Annotated in this window: 15 protein-coding genes; 6 read left to right on the top strand and 9 right to left on the bottom strand. The window is 67.6% G+C overall.

Annotation, left to right across the window (positions count from 1 at the left end; genetic code table 11):
* Positions 1 to 3 precede the first annotated feature (3 nt).
* Entirely contained in the window at positions 4 to 1,113 is a 1,110-nt protein-coding gene (locus ACUDCK_RS01355) for an S-(hydroxymethyl)glutathione dehydrogenase/class III alcohol dehydrogenase (protein ID WP_054503674.1), read from the top strand.
* Positions 1,114 to 1,250: 137 nt separating this feature from the next.
* Here ACUDCK_RS01355 and speB read toward each other — a convergent pair whose 3' ends face one another.
* The 3 genes from speB to ACUDCK_RS01340 form a co-directional block, all read right to left on the bottom strand.
* On the bottom strand, positions 1,251 to 2,297 hold the full coding sequence (gene speB, locus ACUDCK_RS01350) for an agmatinase (protein ID WP_054503675.1): 1,047 nt from the start codon (positions 2,295 to 2,297) through the stop codon (positions 1,251 to 1,253).
* Entirely contained in the window at positions 2,294 to 3,694 is a 1,401-nt protein-coding gene (locus ACUDCK_RS01345; protein WP_175167251.1) for a sodium:solute symporter, read from the bottom strand. The genes speB and ACUDCK_RS01345 overlap by 4 nt, the downstream gene beginning before the upstream one ends.
* A gap of 62 nt (positions 3,695 to 3,756) precedes the next feature.
* The gene (locus ACUDCK_RS01340) at positions 3,757 to 3,927 is read right to left on the bottom strand and encodes a hypothetical protein (RefSeq protein ID WP_175143666.1); all 171 of its coding nucleotides are present in this window, start codon (positions 3,925 to 3,927) and stop codon (positions 3,757 to 3,759) included.
* A 21-nt stretch (positions 3,928 to 3,948) separates the two neighbouring features.
* Here ACUDCK_RS01340 and ACUDCK_RS01335 point away from each other — a divergent pair, with 21 nt between their 5' ends.
* From ACUDCK_RS01335 to ACUDCK_RS01320, 4 genes are all read left to right on the top strand, one after another.
* Positions 3,949 to 4,866, top strand: coding sequence for a LysR family transcriptional regulator (locus ACUDCK_RS01335; protein WP_054503677.1), 918 nt, complete (start codon positions 3,949 to 3,951; stop codon positions 4,864 to 4,866).
* A gap of 62 nt (positions 4,867 to 4,928) precedes the next feature.
* Entirely contained in the window at positions 4,929 to 5,759 is an 831-nt protein-coding gene (panB, locus tag ACUDCK_RS01330; protein ID WP_175143664.1) for a 3-methyl-2-oxobutanoate hydroxymethyltransferase, read from the top strand.
* Positions 5,760 to 5,881: 122 nt separating this feature from the next.
* Positions 5,882 to 6,991, top strand: a complete 1,110-nt coding sequence (locus ACUDCK_RS01325; RefSeq protein WP_054488422.1) for a YcjF family protein — start codon at positions 5,882 to 5,884, stop codon at positions 6,989 to 6,991.
* A 24-nt stretch (positions 6,992 to 7,015) separates the two neighbouring features.
* Positions 7,016 to 9,097, top strand: coding sequence for a sensor domain-containing protein (locus ACUDCK_RS01320; RefSeq protein ID WP_116791698.1), 2,082 nt, complete (start codon positions 7,016 to 7,018; stop codon positions 9,095 to 9,097).
* A 21-nt stretch (positions 9,098 to 9,118) separates the two neighbouring features.
* Here the strand turns inward: ACUDCK_RS01320 and ACUDCK_RS01315 are convergent, their stop codons facing one another.
* Together ACUDCK_RS01315 and ACUDCK_RS01310 are read right to left on the bottom strand one after the other, a co-directional pair.
* Entirely contained in the window at positions 9,119 to 10,177 is a 1,059-nt protein-coding gene (locus ACUDCK_RS01315) for an ornithine cyclodeaminase (protein WP_175167252.1), read from the bottom strand.
* Between the two features lie 172 nt (positions 10,178 to 10,349).
* Positions 10,350 to 11,294, bottom strand: coding sequence for a LysR family transcriptional regulator (locus tag ACUDCK_RS01310; RefSeq protein ID WP_175167253.1), 945 nt, complete (start codon positions 11,292 to 11,294; stop codon positions 10,350 to 10,352).
* 112 nt (positions 11,295 to 11,406) lie between these two features.
* Here ACUDCK_RS01310 and ACUDCK_RS01305 point away from each other — a divergent pair, with 112 nt between their 5' ends.
* Positions 11,407 to 12,645, top strand: a complete 1,239-nt coding sequence (locus tag ACUDCK_RS01305) for an MFS transporter (RefSeq protein WP_175167254.1) — start codon at positions 11,407 to 11,409, stop codon at positions 12,643 to 12,645.
* A 95-nt stretch (positions 12,646 to 12,740) separates the two neighbouring features.
* Here the strand turns inward: ACUDCK_RS01305 and ACUDCK_RS01300 are convergent, their stop codons facing one another.
* The 4 genes from ACUDCK_RS01300 to ACUDCK_RS01285 form a co-directional block, all read right to left on the bottom strand.
* Positions 12,741 to 13,388 carry a DUF799 domain-containing protein gene (locus ACUDCK_RS01300; RefSeq protein WP_054503682.1) on the bottom strand — a complete coding sequence of 216 codons (648 nt, stop codon included), beginning with the start codon at positions 13,386 to 13,388 and terminating at the stop codon, positions 12,741 to 12,743.
* A gap of 1 nt (position 13,389) precedes the next feature.
* Positions 13,390 to 13,875: a DUF4810 domain-containing protein gene (locus tag ACUDCK_RS01295; RefSeq protein ID WP_054503683.1), complete on the bottom strand. Its 486-nt coding sequence runs from the start codon at positions 13,873 to 13,875 to the stop codon at positions 13,390 to 13,392.
* Positions 13,876 to 13,886: 11 nt separating this feature from the next.
* Positions 13,887 to 14,564, bottom strand: coding sequence for a CsgG/HfaB family protein (locus ACUDCK_RS01290; RefSeq protein ID WP_054503684.1), 678 nt, complete (start codon positions 14,562 to 14,564; stop codon positions 13,887 to 13,889).
* 347 nt (positions 14,565 to 14,911) lie between these two features.
* Positions 14,912 to 15,820 carry a DUF4261 domain-containing protein gene (locus tag ACUDCK_RS01285; protein WP_054503685.1) on the bottom strand — a complete coding sequence of 303 codons (909 nt, stop codon included), beginning with the start codon at positions 15,818 to 15,820 and terminating at the stop codon, positions 14,912 to 14,914.
* Between the last annotated feature and the right edge of the window lie 121 nt (positions 15,821 to 15,941).

The following is a 15,941-nucleotide window of genomic DNA, read 5'->3' as shown; positions in this document are numbered from 1 at the left end:
GCTATGAAATCACGCGCAGCAGTTGCATTCGGACCCGGCAAGCCGCTGGAAATCGTTGAAATCGACGTCGCGCCCCCGCAGCGCGGCGAAGTGCTGGTGCAGATCACCCACACGGGCGTCTGTCACACCGACGCCTTCACCCTCAGCGGCGACGACCCCGAAGGCCTCTTCCCCGCGGTGCTGGGCCATGAAGGCGCCGGCGTGGTGGTCGAGGTCGGCGAGGGCGTGACCTCGCTCAAGCCGGGCGATCACGTCATCCCGCTCTACACGGCCGAGTGCCGCGAGTGCAAGTTCTGCCTGTCGGGCAAGACCAACCTGTGCCAGAAAGTGCGCGCCACCCAGGGCAAGGGCGTGATGCCCGACGGCACCTCGCGCTTCAGTTATGAAGGCAAGCCGCTCTACCACTACATGGGCTGCTCGACCTTCAGTGAGTACACCGTGGTCAACGAGATCTCGCTGGCCAAGATCAACCCGGCCGCGCCGCACGAGAAGGTCTGCCTGCTGGGCTGCGGCGTCACCACCGGCCTGGGCGCGGTGCACAACACCGCCAAGGTCAAGGAAGGCGACACCGTGGCCGTGTTCGGCCTGGGCGGCATCGGCCTGGCGGTGATCCAGGGCGCGGTGCAGGCCAAGGCCGGCCGCATCATCGCGGTCGACACCAACCCCAACAAGTTCGTGCTGGCCAGCGCCATGGGCGCCACCGACTGCATCAACCCCAAGGACCACGACAAGCCGATCCAGGAAGTGATCGTCGAGCTCACCGACGGCGGCGTGGACTTCTCGTTCGAATGCATCGGCAACGTGCACGTGATGCGCGCCGCGCTCGAATGCTGCCATAAGGGTTGGGGCGAAAGCATCATCATCGGCGTGGCCGGCGCCGGCCAGGAAATCAGCACGCGCCCGTTCCAACTGGTCACCGGCCGCGTCTGGCGCGGCTCGGCCTTCGGCGGCGTCAAGGGCCGCACCCAGCTTCCCGGCATGGTCGAGGACGCGATGAACGGCAAGATCGACCTGGATCCGTTCGTCACCCACACACTGCCGCTGGACCGCATCAACGAGGCCTTCGACCTGATGCATGAAGGCAAATCGATCCGCACCGTGATCCACTTCTGACACCGGCGGATGTTCCCGAGGGCCCGGCACATGCCGGGCCTTTTTTTCCGGCATGACAGATCTGCGACGGCGACAGGACCCTTGCCAACGTGCCTGCTGCGCGGCGCCAAAGCATCGGCGCGCCGGGCCCCGACGCCTCAGCGCGCGCCGCGCAGCCGCATCAGGCTCAGGATCTCGAACAGGATCTGCGCGCCCGCGTGCGCCGTATTGGCGGTGGCGTCATACGACGGCGCCACTTCCACCAGGTCACCGCCGACGATGTCCAGGCCCGCCAATCCACGCAGCATGGCCTGGGCCTCGCGCACGGTCACGCCGCCGACCTCCGGCGTGCCGGTGCCGGGCGCGAAAGCCGGATCCAGGCAATCGATGTCGAACGACACATACACGGGCGCGTCGCCGACCACGGCCCGCGCCTGGGCGATGATGGCGTCCACTCCCAGGCGCGGAATGTCCTCGGCGTGGATCACCGTCATGCCCGACTCGTACGAGAACTCCCACAGGTACTCGGCCGAGCCGCGGATGCCGATCTGGATCGTGCGGGTCGGGTCGAGCACGCCTTCCAGCACCGCTTGCCGGAACGGCCCGCCATGATGAAAGCGGCTGCCGTCGAACGGACCGCCGGTATCGCAATGCGCATCGAAGTGCACCAGCGCCACCGGCTGCCGCGCCCCCAATGCGCGCAGGATCGGCAGCGTCACGGAATGGTCGCCGCCCACCGACAGCGGCGTGACGCCGGCCGCCACGATCTTCTCGTAGGTCGCGTGGATGTCCTCGTGCGACTGTTCCAGGCTGTAGCGGCTGCGCATCGGCACGTCGCCGATGTCGGCCACGCGCAGCTCGCGCACCGGCGTGCATTTGAGCGCGTGGTTGTACGGCCCGACGCGCTCGATGGCGCGCAGCGCGCGCGGTCCGAAGCGACAGCCGCTGCGATTGCTGGCCCCCAGGTCCATCGGCACGCCCAGCAGCGCCACCTGCAGATCGCCGAAATCCGGCCGGCTCCAGTCGATCTGCCGGGCCGGCGCATCCAGCAGTGTCGGCATGCCGGCATAGGGCGCGCTGCGCGTGCCGCTGTCGTCGATGACGTTGGCCGCCACCGCGCGAAAGTGCGGATCGTGGATGACGGCTTCGTTGGCGCCGCCGAACCGGGCGCGCAACGCGGCCAGCTTCTCGGGGGTGAAACTCATGGGGTGCTCCTGGAAGATGAATCGCCGTGGACCGGCGCCGCCGCCTGTCCCATCAGGCTGACGATGATGAAGCTGACGGCGCTGACGGCCAGGCTGGCGTAGATCGGCGTATTGGCCGCCAGGCCGTCGCGGATCATGAAGCCGATCGCCGTGGCGCAGCCCAGCAGCATGCTGGCGATCGCGCCCGTGGTCGTTCCGCGGCGCCACCAGATGGCGCCCAGGATCGGCACCAGCATGCCGCCGACCAGCAGGTTGTAGGCGCAGGTAAGCGCGTCCAGCACGTCATCGACCACCAGCGCGATGCCGAGCGTGGCCACGCCGACCAGCAGTGTCATCAGGCGATGGCTGCGCACATGGGTGAAGCCGCGGCCGCCGCGCAAGGCCGGCAGCAGGTCCTCGGCCAACACGGTGGAAGACGCCAGCATCGCCGCGCTGGCCGTGGACATCATGGCCGCCAGCGCCGCCGCGATCACCAGGCCGCGGATGCCGGCGGGCAGCTCGGCCTGCACGATGGCGGCAAAAGCGTTGTTGACGTTGTCCAGGTCGGGCAGCAAGACCCTCGCCGTCATGCCGATCAGCGCGCCCACCAGGCCATAGACGATGCAATACAGCCCCGCCGCCGCCCCCGCCAGCCTCGCCACCCGCTCGCTGCGGGCGGTGAAGACGCGTTGCCAGATGTCCTGGCCGATCAGGATGCCGAAGAAATAGATCAGGAAATACGTCACGATGGTGGGCCAGCCGATCGCGGTCGGCGCGAAGCTGGCCGCCGGCAGTTTCGCCACCAGTTGGTCCCAGCCGCCGACCCGCGACAGGCAGATCGGCAGCAGCACGGCCATCAGGCCGACGGTCTTGATCAGGAACTGCACGATGTCGGTCAGGGTCAGCGACCACATGCCGCCCACCGCCGAATAGACCACTACCACGCCGCCGCCCACCAGTATCGCCAGCCAGAAGGGCATGTCGAACAGCACCTGCATCACCGTGCCGGTCGCGATCACCGAGGTCGCGGCCAGCATCAGCGCGTAGGCCATCATCACCAGCGCGCTGACATGCCGGGTGCGCGCGCTGTAGCGGAACTCCAGGATCTGCGTCACGGTGAAGATGCGCAGCTTCAGCAGCGGCCGGGCCAGGAACACGTTCAGCACGATGATGCCCAGGCCCAGCATGGCGCACAGCCAGAAGCCGGAGATGCCATGCACATACCCCAGCCGCACCGTGCCGACGGTGCTGGCGCCGCCGAGCACCGTGGCCGCCATGGTGCCCATGTAGAAGGCCGGTCCGAGATTGCGGCCCGCCACCAGGAAATCCTCGTGCGTCCTGGCCCGCCGCATGCCGTACCAGCCCAGTAGCAGCATCGCGGCAAGATAGGCCACGACAACGCCTATGTCGACAAACATGTCCTTCCCCTTGTCTCGTCGCGCGCGATCCGCGCGCTGAATGACCGCCGCCGGCTAAACAACTATTTACGTAGAAGTGAATCCGGAAAAAATCGATTCTCCGGGCTGCCGATTGCCTGTTGGCCGCCGACGGCACCGGCGCCAGGTTGAATCGGCAACACCGGTGGAATAATAGGAATCCACTCTTTTTCCATCCATATCTGGTTCGGAAAATTCACATCGATTTTCGTCAATGTTTTGTCGGTAGTTACCCTATGCTCTCGAACGTCTCCGACCTCGACCTGCGGCTGATCCGCGTCTTCCTGACCATCGTCGACGCTGGCGGCGTGTCGGCCGCGCAGGCCCTGCTGGGCGTGGGCCAGTCCACCATCAGCAGCCAGCTCGCCACGCTCGAAACCCGGCTTGGCTTCACCCTGTGCGAACGCGGGCGCGGCGGCTTTCGCCTGACCGCCAAGGGACAGCGTTTCGACAAGCTGGCGCGCCGCGCGCTGGCGTCGCTGGATGACTTCAGCGCGCAGGCGCGCAATATGCATCGGCAACTGGTGGGCAACCTGACGCTGGGCCTGATCGGCAACGCCACCATGGCGCAGAACGCGCGCATCGGCCACGCCATCGAGAGATTCCGCCGGCGCGACGAGGCCGTGCGCCTGTCGGTGCTGATCCGCAGCCCGCGCGAACTCGAAGAGCTGATCCTCAAGGACGAGATGCAGGTCGCCATCGGCTACTTCCTGCACCGGGTGCCGATGCTGGACTACACCGCGCTGTTCCAGGAACGCCAGATCGCTTACTGTGGCGCCACCCATCCGCTGGCGGCGCGCGCCGGCCGCGTCACCGAGCAGGATCTGGCCGACGCCGACTGGACCTGGCGCACCTACCCCTTGCCGGAGTCGTCGTTCGCCGGCCGGCCGCGCCACATCACCTCCGAGGCCGACAACATGGAGGCCGCGCTGATCCTGATCCTGTCGGGCGCGCACCTCGGATACCTGCCCGAGCACTATGCGGCGCCGTACGTGGCCGCCGGCCTGCTGCATGCGCTGGACGCCAACGTCTACCACTACGATGTCGAGATCAGCATGGTGGCGAAACGGCGCAGCCACCTGGACGACATCGCCGCGACCTTTCTCGAAGACATGCGCGCGGCCCTGCTGGAGGCGCCGGCCCCGCCGCCGTGATATACCTGTGCCGCGCGCGGCGTCCGCACCAGGCCCCGCGCGCCGCAGACCAGGAGCCCCGCATGTCCACCACCGCCACCCTGAATTCCGCGGCCGCCGCGCCGCGCCGCATGACCGTCCCGGCCTTTCGCGCCCGCAAGCGCGCCGAGCCGCTGGTCATGCTCACCGCCTACACCGCGCGCATGGCCGAATTGCTCGATCCCCACTGCGACGCGCTGCTGGTGGGCGACAGCCTGGCGCAGACCATCTATGGGCTGCCGTCCACCGTGCCCGTCACGCTCGACATGATGATCGCGCACGGCGCCGCCGTCGTGCGCGGCGCGCGCCAGGCGCTGGTGGTGGTCGACATGCCCTTCGGCAGCTATGAGGAAAGCCCCGAACAGGCTTTCCGCTCGGCCGCCCGCGTCCTCAAGGAAACCGGCGCCAGCGCCGTCAAGCTGGAAGGCGGCCAGGCCATGGCGCCGGCCATCGCCTGCCTGTCGGCGCGGGGCATTCCCGTCATGGCGCACATCGGCCTCACGCCCCAGGCCGTCAACATTCTCGGTGGCTACGGCGCGCGCGGCCGCGGCGATGCCGAATACGCCCGCATCGCCGCCGACGCCACGGCCGTGGCCGACGCCGGCGCCTTCGCGGTGGTGATCGAGGGCGTGGTCGAGCCACTGGCGCTGGCCATCACCGAAGCCATCGCCTGCCCCACCATCGGCATCGGCGCGTCCGCCGGCTGCGACGGCCAGGTGCTGGTGGTTGACGACATGCTCGGCATGTTCGACCGCACCGCCCGCTTCGTGAAGCGCTACGACACCCTGTCGGCCCGCATCCAGGATGCCGCCCGCGACTACGCCGCCGACGTGCGCGCGCGCCGCTTTCCGGACGCGGAGCACCTGTACGGCTGATCCCGCGTCGGCCGGGCGGTAAGGCCCAGTCCGCCCGGGCGGTAAGGCCCAGTCGGCGTTTGTCGCTAGAATCGAGCCATATCCGATCCCCGCGCCCGCCGCGCGCCCTGCCCTTGCCAACCATGACTCCGCCCCGCCACGACACGCCCCAGTTGCAGGACGCGATCGCCGATGCGATCAGCACCGCCACGCGCGGCGCCGGCCGCGTCAACATCCTGGTCGCCGGCAAGACCGGCGTAGGCAAGAGCACGCTCATCAACGCGGTGTTCCGCGGCGACCTGGCCAAGACCGGCGCCGGCAAGCCGGTCACGCAGACCACGCAGGAATTCTCGCGGCCCGGCCATCCGCTCACCATCATCGACACCCGCGGCCTGGAAGTTGGCGATTACGCCCGCTCGCGTCAGCAACTGGCCGACCTGATCCGCGAGCGCGCGGCTTCGGAAGACCAGGACCGGCATCTGCATGTGGCCTGGCTGTGCATCCAGGACAGCAGCCACCGTGTCGAAGATGCCGAGATCGAGCTGTGCGCGCTGCTGGCCGATGCCGGCATACCGGTCATCGGCGTGCTCACCAAGGCGCGCAAGAACAGCCCCTTCCTGGAACAGGCGCGGGCGCTGCTGCCGCGCGCGCGCCAGGTGGTGGCGGTGCGCGCGCTGCCCGAACGCATCGAGGAACTGGACGCCGACCTGCCGCCAATGGGGCTGGACGCGCTGATCGAAGCCACCGCCGCGTTCATTCCCGAATCGCAGCAGCGCGCCTACGCCAACGCGCTCTCGACCCGCAACCAGAAAGCGCTGGAAGTAAAAAAAAAGCGGGCTGAAATAGAGGTCAACGTCGCCGCCGGCCTGGCCGCGTCGGCCGCCGCCGCGCCGATCCCGTTCTCCGACGCCGTGGCGCTGGTGCCGATTCAGGTCGGCATGATCGCCAAGATCGGCATCACCTTCGGCATGGAACTGAACACCGCCGCCATCAGCACGCTGGTCACGTCCACGCTGGGCGCGTCCGCGGCCACGCTGGTCGGGCGCTCGGTGGTGTCGGGCCTGCTGAAGTTCATCCCCGGCGCCGGCAGCGCGATCGGCGGCACCATCGCCGCCACCACCGCCGGCGCCATCACCAAACTGCTGGGCAACGCCTACATCGCGGTGTTGTACGACTTCTGCCAGAAGCATCCGGGCCAGGATCTCGACATCCCCATGATCACGCAGGCCCTCAAGCAACGCATGAAACCCTGAGCCTGTTACGCCTGCCCACTCTCAATGATCATCGACCATTCCGACGTCATGTATCGGCACCTCGTGCAAGGTGTCGTTGACTACGCCATCTACATGTTGAACCCCGACGGCACCGTCGCCAACTGGAACGCCGGCGCCGAGCGCGCCAAGGGGTATACGCGGGACGAAATCGTGGGGCGGCATTTTTCCTGCTTCTACAGCCCCGCCGACCAGGCCTCGGGCCTGCCGGGACGCGGCCTGAGCATCGCCCGCGAGCAGGGCCGCTTCGAGGCCGAAGGCTGGCGCATCCGCAAGGACGGCGCGCCGTTCTGGGCCCACGTGGTGATCGACGCCATCCACGACGACGCTGGCGCGCTCATCGGCTACGCCAAGATCACGCGCGATTGCACCGAACGGCGCGAACGCGAACTGCAGGTGCTGCATGCCAAGGAACTGGCCGAGCGCTACAACAGCGAGCTGACCTCGCTGTCCAGCTTCCTGGAAGCCGTGGTCTCGCACATCCCGTCCTGCGTGCTCGTGCTGGACGCGGTGTCGCGCCGCATCCTGCTGGCCAACCGGCAGACCGAAAACGTCTTCGGCGCGCGCCGCGAGCAGATGCAGGGCCGCACCATGCAGCAATGTTTGCCGCCCGCGGTCCATGAATTCTTCGAGCGCCTGACCAATGACGCCCTGCGCTCCGACGGCGCCCTGCGCGAGGCCGGTCAGGAAGAGGTCGTCACCGGCCGCGGCCCGCGCACGCTGCGCAGCAAGACGCTGGTGTTTCACAGCAGCGACCCGCGTTCGCGCTACGTGCTGCTGATCGCCGACGACATCACCGACGAGAACGCGGCCCAGGCCCAGGTGCGCTACATGGCACACCATGACACGCTCACCGGGATACCCAACCGCCGCCTGTTCCGCGAGCGGCTCCTCAAGGCGCTGTCGCCCGAGGGCCGGGAACGCAGCGCCGCGGTGCTATGCCTGGACCTGGACAATTTCAAGAGCGTCAACGATACGCTTGGCCACCAGTACGGCGATGAGCTGCTGCGTCAATTGGCACGGCGCCTGGCCAAGAACCTGCGCGAGCAGGACACGCTGGCGCGACTGGGCGGCGACGAATTCGCGGTGGTGCTGCCCGGCATCGAGAAGACCGACGACCTGCGCCATATGGCGCAGCGCCTCATCGATGCGGTGCGCGAGCCGTTCCAGGTCGATGGCCACACGGTGCCGGTCAGCGTCAGCATCGGCATCGCCCGGGCTACCGCGCAGGAAGCCAGCGCCGATCACCTGCTGCGCTACGCCGATATGGCGCTGTACGAAGCCAAGCGCAATGGCCGCAACTGCCTGGCGTTTTTCAAGCCCGAAATGGAAGCGGCCGCGCTCAAGCGCCACGAAATGGAAATGGACCTGCGCCAGGCGATCCTGTCGCAGCAGCTACAGTTGTACTACCAGCCGATCAAGGACATCACCCACGTCCGCACGGTGGGGCGCGAGGCGCTGATGCGCTGGCAGCATCCGGCCAAGGGCCTGATCATGCCCAACGACTTCATCCCCATCGCCGAAGAGACCGGCCTGATCCACGAGCTGGGCGCCTTCACGCTGCACGAAGCCTGCCGCGAAGCCATGACCTGGGACGCGCACGAAACCGTGGCGGTGAACCTGTCGGCCACGCAATTCACCAACAACGCGCTAGTCTCGCTGGTGGAGTCCGCCCTGGCCACCTCCGGCCTGCCGGCGCGGCGGCTGGAGTTGGAAATCACCGAATCGGTGCTGCTGGCCAATTCGGAGGCCAACCTGACCACGCTCAACCGGCTCAAGCAACTGGGCGTCAAAGTGGCGCTGGACGATTTCGGCACCGGCTATTCATCGCTGGGCTACCTGCGCACCTTCGAGTTCGACAAGATCAAGATCGACAAGTCCTTCACGCAGGACGTCGAATCGAGCAAGGAAGCGCTCGCCATCATCCGCGCCATCAACGGCATCGGCCGCAGCCTCGATATCCCGACCACCGCCGAGGGGGTGGAGACCGCGGCCCAACTGGAAAGGCTGACGCAGGAAGGCTGCTCGCACTTCCAGGGCTTCCTGCTGGGGCGGCCGGTGTCGCACGAGCCGGCGCAATCCGAATAGGCCGCGGCGCCCTGGCGCGGCTCAGTCCTTGAGCAGCGCCGGGTTGGCGCGGGCCGCGGCCTGGCGGCCACGCACCAGTTCGAACAGATTCTTCGGATCGGCCAGTCTCGGCGCCACTTCCACGCGGGAGCCGATGCCATGCTTGACTGCGCTGTCGCGCAGCCAGCGCAGGGCCGAGAAGTCCTCGAGCGCGAAACCGACGGAGTCGAACACGGTGATGTCGTGATCGCCCTGCCGGCCGGCGCTCTGGCCCGTCAGCACGCGCCACAACTCGGTCACCGCGAAGTCGGCGGGCATCTGCTGCAGGTCGCCCTCGATGCGCGTCTGCGGCTCGTATTCGACGAATACCGGCCCAGCCCGCAGCACGTCGGCGTGCAGCTCGGTCTTGCCCGGGCAGTCGCCTCCCACGGCGTTGATGTGCATGCCCGGCTCGATCATGTCGACGGTCAGGATGGTGGCATAGGCCTTGTCGGCCGTCACCGTGGTCACGATGTCCGCGCCCTTGGCGGCGGCGGCGGTGCTGTCGCAGCGTCGCAGTCGCAGGCCGGGCACGCCGGCCAGATTGCGCTCGAGCTTGTCGGTGGCGGCCGGGTCGACGTCATACAGATGCAACGTGTCGATGCCGAGAATGTGATGGAACGCCAGCGCCTGGAATTCGCTTTGCGCGCCGTTGCCGATCAACGCCATGCTGCGCGAGCCCGGACGAGCCAGGGCGCGGGCGGCCAGCGCCGACGTGGCGGCGGTGCGCAGCGCCGTGGTCAACGTCAGTTCGCTGATCAGCAGCGGTTCGCCGGTGCTGACCTGCGCCAGCGCGCCAAAGGCCATCACGGTGCTCAAACCGGCCGCCGGATTGCCAGGATGGCCGTTGACATACTTGAAGCTGTAAAGATCGTTGTCGGCCGTGGGCATCAGTTCGATCACGCCGGTCGCCGAATGGCTGGCGACGCGCGCGCTCTTGTCGAACTCCTGCCAGCGCAGGAAATCGGCCAGCAGATAATCCAGCAGATCTTCGAATACCTTGCGCGGGCCCTGTGCGGCCACGATCTTCGCGACGTCGGTGGTGGTGAGCAGTGTCGTCATTATTTTCCCCTGATGTTTCGGTACAGAAATTCTGTCCGATGCCCAGGTCAATGCCTAGCGCCCACTTTCCACACAAAATGCAAGGAAGCTGCCATTCTGGCAACGGCCGATGCCACTTGTCGCAATCCGGCCGCGGCGCTGCTGGTAATCCCTGATATGCCGCGATCTGCGCCTAAACCGCGTCACTCGCGCGCAACTCCGCGGGCAGATGCTCGCGCATGACCTCGATGAAACGCCGCAGCCGCGGTGGTTGCAAGCGAGACGGGGCGTAGACCAGATAGACAGGCAAGGGCGGGGCGAACCAGTCCGGCGCCAACTGCACCAGTTGGCCGCTGGCCAGTTCCTCGCGCAGCGCCCAGGCCGACGCGATACCCACGCCCAGGCCTTGCAGCGCGGCCTTGCGCAGCGCGTACAGGCCGTCGGTGGACAGGCGCGGCACGATGTCGATGCGCACCACCTCGCCAGTGCGGACGTGCGTCAGGCTGACTTCGTCCCGGTAGAACGTGCGCAGCGCGAGCCACGGCAGCGCCGCCAGTTCGGACGGATGCCGGGGCAGGGGGCCGCCGCCCAGCAGCGACGGCGCCGCCATGACGCTGCGCGCCACATCGCCCAGCTTGATCGCGACCACCGAAGGATCCTGCACCGGCCCGACCTTGATCGCGCAATCGATGTTCTCGGCGATGAAATCCGGCACCCTGTCATGCAGCAGCCATTCCACCCGCATGCGGGGATACTGGCGCAGGTAATGCGCCAACGCCTCCATGAACTGGTTCTGACCGAACGCGTGCGGCGCCACCACTCGCAACGACCCGGTCAGGTCCTCGCCCGCGCCACTGACCTCGCTCTCGAGCGACTGCCAGGTGGTCGTCAATTCCCGGGCGCGTTCGTAGCAGCGCTGGCCATCGTCGGTCAGCCGGATGGCGTGGGTCGAGCGCTGCAGCAGCCGCACCCCCAGCGAGCGCTCCAGCAACTGCAGCCGGCGGCTGATCGTCGGCTGCGTCGCTCCCAACTGCAAAGCGGCCGCCGACAGGCTGCCAGCCTCCACGATGCGTATGAAGGTCTCCAGCAACAGCAGGCGGTCTGTTCCAGTTGCGGCGGGCAGGGCGGGCTTGGTCATACGCCTATCGTATAACGGATCTACCCGGGGGACGGCTACCCACGGCCCCCGCGGACGCTCAGAATCTGCCCCGTGCCCCTTCGCGGCCTATTTCCTGAACGGAACCCCCATCATGTCCTCCGATACCCGGGCGCACCCCGCGCCCACAACCCAAGATCCGTCCGCCGGACTGGTCCTGCTGCTCGCCATCGGCGCCGGCCTGGCCGTTGCGTCCCTGTATTACAACCAACCGATGCTGGGCATCCTGGGCGCGGACCTGCACGCCAGCGCCAGCCAGCTTGGCTGGATTCCGACGCTGACCCAGTTGGGCTATGCGTTCGGCATCCTGCTGCTGGCGCCGCTGGGCGACCGCTACGACCGCAAGCGCATCGTCCTGATCAAGGCCGCCGCCCTCGCCGCGGCGCTGTTGCTGGCCGCCGCCGCCCCCGCCATCGGCGTGCTGCTGGCCGCCAGTTTCGCCATCGGACTGTCCGCCACCCTGGCGCAGGACATCGTGCCCGCCGCCGCCACGTTGGCGCCACCAGCGCATCGCGGCCGCATCGTCGGCACGGTGATGACCGGCCTGCTGTTGGGCATCCTGCTGTCACGCGTCATCAGCGGCTTCGTCGCCGAACAGCTCGGCTGGCGCACCATGTTCCTGGCCGCCGCGGTGTCGATCGTGGCGCTGGGCGCGGCCCTGTGGCGCGGCCTGCCCGCGTTCGCCCCGACCTCCCGGCTGCCCTACGCCGAACTGCTGCGCTCGCTGCCCCGCCTGTGGCGCCAGCACGGCAAACTGCGCCGCGCCGCGACCGCGCAAGGCCTGTTGTCGCTGGGTTTCAGCGCCTTCTGGTCGACCCTGGCGGTCATGCTGCACGAGGCGCCATTCCACCTGGGCGCGGCGGCGGCCGGCGCCTTCGGCCTGGCCGGCGCCGCCGGCGCCCTGGCGGCGCCGCTGGCCGGCCGCTACGCCGACCGGCGCGGCCCCAACGCCGTCAGCCGCCTGGGCGCCGCGCTGACCGCGGTGTCGTTCGCCACCATGGCGTTGCTGCCGTTGCTGTCGGCCCAATCAGGCCTGTGGCTGATCGCGGCCAGCGCCATCGGCTTCGACCTGGGCATCCAGGTGGCGCTGATCGCGCACCAGAGCATTGTCTATGGCATCGACCCCGCCGCGCGTAGCCGGCTCAACGCGGTGCTGATGGTCAGCGTCTTCATCGGCATGGCCGCGGGCGGTGCGCTCGGCAGCCTGGCACTGGCGCACTGGGGCTGGATCGGCGTGACCGCGGTGGCCACGGCCGCGGCGGTCGGCGCCCTGGCCCTGCGCCTCTGGCCGGCCCGGCGCCGCGTGGCGCAGGGCGCGAACTGCGCGGCCTGACCGGACGGCCCGCGCCAGCGGACGTCGAATGCGACACAGCCCTCGAACCGAGCAACGGTTCGAGGGCTGTGCGACCCGATGCAAACGTCGGGGACTTACTGCGCGGCGTAGCGCGGCGAACGCGGACCGTACAGGATGCCGCCCGGCGTGCCGGCGCTGAGCAGCATGTTGTTGGTCATGCCCGCCACGCCGAAGCTGCGGTCGGACAGCGTGTTGACCACCTGGTCCACCACCGCCTGCACCAGCATGCCGATCAGGCCGCCGCCGCCATTGCTGGCCTGCACCACCTGCTTGCTGCCATCCCACAGCTTGGCGCCGGTGCGCAGATCGACCAGCGCGGCATCGATGGAGACCGTGATCGAACTGGAAAGGACGGCGTAGCTGGAGCCATACTGCTTGACGGTCATGTACAGCGCGGCATCGGCGCCGAAGATCTCGCGCAACCGCGGAGCCGGCAGCTCATGGATTTCTTCGGCGCTGGTCAGGCCGTTCTGCTTGAACGTCTCGTCCATCACCGCCACCGGGATCACGTAGTAACCCGATTCCGCCAGCGGCAAGGTTGCCTGCGACAAGACCGCGGCTGTCGCGGCCACGTCCACCGAGGTATTGAGCGGCGGCAGCACCAGGATCGACGCCGGCTTGCTCTCGCGGAAAGCGGCGTAGTCCACATTGCGTTGCGGCGCGGCGCAGCCGGCCAGCAAGGCCACCAGCGCCAGCACGGCGATACGGAGGGTCGTGGTCATGTCAGGCTCCCTTCTTGGTTGCTTGCTCAGGCGCGGCCTGGCTGGCGGGCGCCGCGGGTTTCGCCGCCTCGGGCTGGGCGGCCTGCGACGCGTTTTCCGCCGTCTTGCTGGCGTTGCGCAGCAGGAAGTCCATGAACGGCTTGGACTCCGGGAAAGCCGCCTTCTCGCCTTCCAACTGCTCCACGCCCTTGGCGCCTTCGCCCATCTTCAGATACAGCATGCCAAGATGCGCGCGGAAGCCCGGCGGCAGTTCCGCGTTGGTCGCCCGCGCGGTCTCGATGTTCTTTTCCATCGCCAGCGTCTGCGCCGCGTAATCGGCGCCGTCGTCCTTGAGGTAGGCGTAGACCGAAGGCTGGTATGACTGCCAGCTATACATGCTCTTGGGTTGCGCGCACGCAGTCAGCGCGCCCGCCAGGGCGGCCACCGCCAGGATGCGGCCGGCGCGCCCGAGCGCGACCGGGCGAACCATCGCCAGATTGTTCAACATGGGGCGCCCTTTCACTGTTGTACGGGCTGCCAGGCGCCCTGTTCGATACCGTCGACCAGGCGGTCGACGGCCTCGCGGATCGCCAGATCCAGCACCTTGCCGTTCAGCGTCGAGTCGTACCCGGCGGTGCCACCGAAGCCGATGACTTCGCGGTTGGACAGGCTGTATTCGCCGGCGCCGGACGCGGAATACACCACTTCGGACGTCGTCACGTCGACCACGTTCAGGTCGACCTTGGCATAGGCCACCTGTTCCTTGCCGCGGCCGAGAATGCCGAACAACTGCTGGTCGCCCGTCACCTTGCGGCCGAAGGCGGTCACGTCGCCCGTCACCACGTAGCGCGCGCCCTTGATCTGGCTGGCCTTCTTGTTGAAGGCGGCTTCCTGGGCGATCTCGGAGAGGTTCTCGCGATCCATCACCTGGAACCGGCCGCTGCGCTGCAGGTGGCTGACGAGAATCGTCTTGGCCTGGCCGCCCAGCCGGTCCACGCCGTCGGAGAACACGCCACGCAGATAGTTGGTGCGGTTGTCGAACTTGCCTACCGAGATCGGGCTGCGCACGCCTTGATAGGGCTTGCTGGCCGCCGCCACGGCGGGGACCGCCACGGACTGGGAGCGTTCGGTGGCGCAACCCGCGACCACCAGCGACAACATCGTTACCGCGCCAAGCTGTACTGCCTTCTTCAACATGCCACTCTCCTGCTGGCCCGCGCCAAACCCGCCGGGCGTCGTTTGAAAGAAAGAAATCCGGCGGCGAGTATATACAATTGAATACAGAATTTATATTTGGAAGTGACGGATTGAAATGCGCTATTTCGTATTAATGGCCCCAACTTCGGCCATTTCCTCCTATGTGCGCGCTTCTATTTGTCCGATTTTTGAAATGCTGTGCCAGGGTGGAATTTTCTTGGGCCGCAACGCATCGGCAAGCGGCAGAATAATTTCCAAATGAAACGCAGCGAGAGGCAAGCAAGGTCATGTGACGGCGCCCCGGCCGGGGCGCCAATGGGCCGGACGAACGCCGGCCCGGCGGGACGTCAGTGTTGGGGGCCGGCTTCGGGCTGATTGATCTGCGAAGCGTCGATGATCTCCGCCACCAGCACCGGGCCAGGCCCCTGCAGGTAGTACTCGGCCTCCCGCGGCTCGCGCAGCTTCATGTAGCGGGCCTCGCCGATCTGCATGGTATGTCCGGCGGCCAACTCGGCGCCGCTGTCCAGCATGTAGGCCATGATGTTATTGAACATGCCGGAATACTCCTCGCCCTGGTGGTGACCCTCGGCCAGCACGGCGAAATCCGGCAGGCCGAAACGGTCGCCGCCGTAGGTGCGCATCCATACGCCCTGCACGCCTTCGACCTCGTATTTCACGAAACCGCAATACAGCATGGTCAGCGGCAGCGAACGCAGCACCTCAAGGCTTTCGTCTCCCAGCGAATCGTCGGTGAACACGCCGGCGGGCAACGAGGTATGCGCATGCTCGTTCAGCACCGCGACCGCGTTGAAGCGACCCAGCGCGCCAGCCACCGCGGCCATCGCCACGTACTGCTCCAGCGGATTCTCGTCGAAGCCCGCGTAGTACAGCAGAATGTGGCTGACGTGGGCGCGCACCTGCTCCTTGACCGGCGCGGGGTAGTGCGCGGGCGCCACGCAGACTTCCAGCGCCTCCTGGGGCAACGGCGCGTTCCAGCCCACCATGCGCACCACATGCCTGCCCCAGCCGACCATGCCCACCAGTTCCGGCATGTCCGGCTCGATCTCGGCGCGCGCCTGGCGCATTTCCGGGTGGTAGGCGCGCAAGGCCGCCGCCAGCGCGTCGGCTTTCAGGGCCAGCGGCGCCGCGAACACGACCTGCAGGCTCGATGGATTGTCGATATCGGGATTGGCCGTGAGGGCCGCGGTCTCGCCGGGCGTATCGGAGCGGCCGAAAAAGCGGGAGAAGATACTCATGGTGGGCGACCTGCCTGTCGGGGAAAGCGGGGATGCTATCAAGCCCTCGCGACACATTGGCCGGCCAGATGCAACCAAAGTCCGCCGCCCGCAACCAGATGTAGGGCGGCCGCGCAACCCG

The sequence above is a fragment of the Achromobacter sp. CF-sbj1-Ac2-l genome (assembly GCF_052698165.1).
This window is presented reverse-complemented; position numbering and strand designations above follow the sequence as displayed.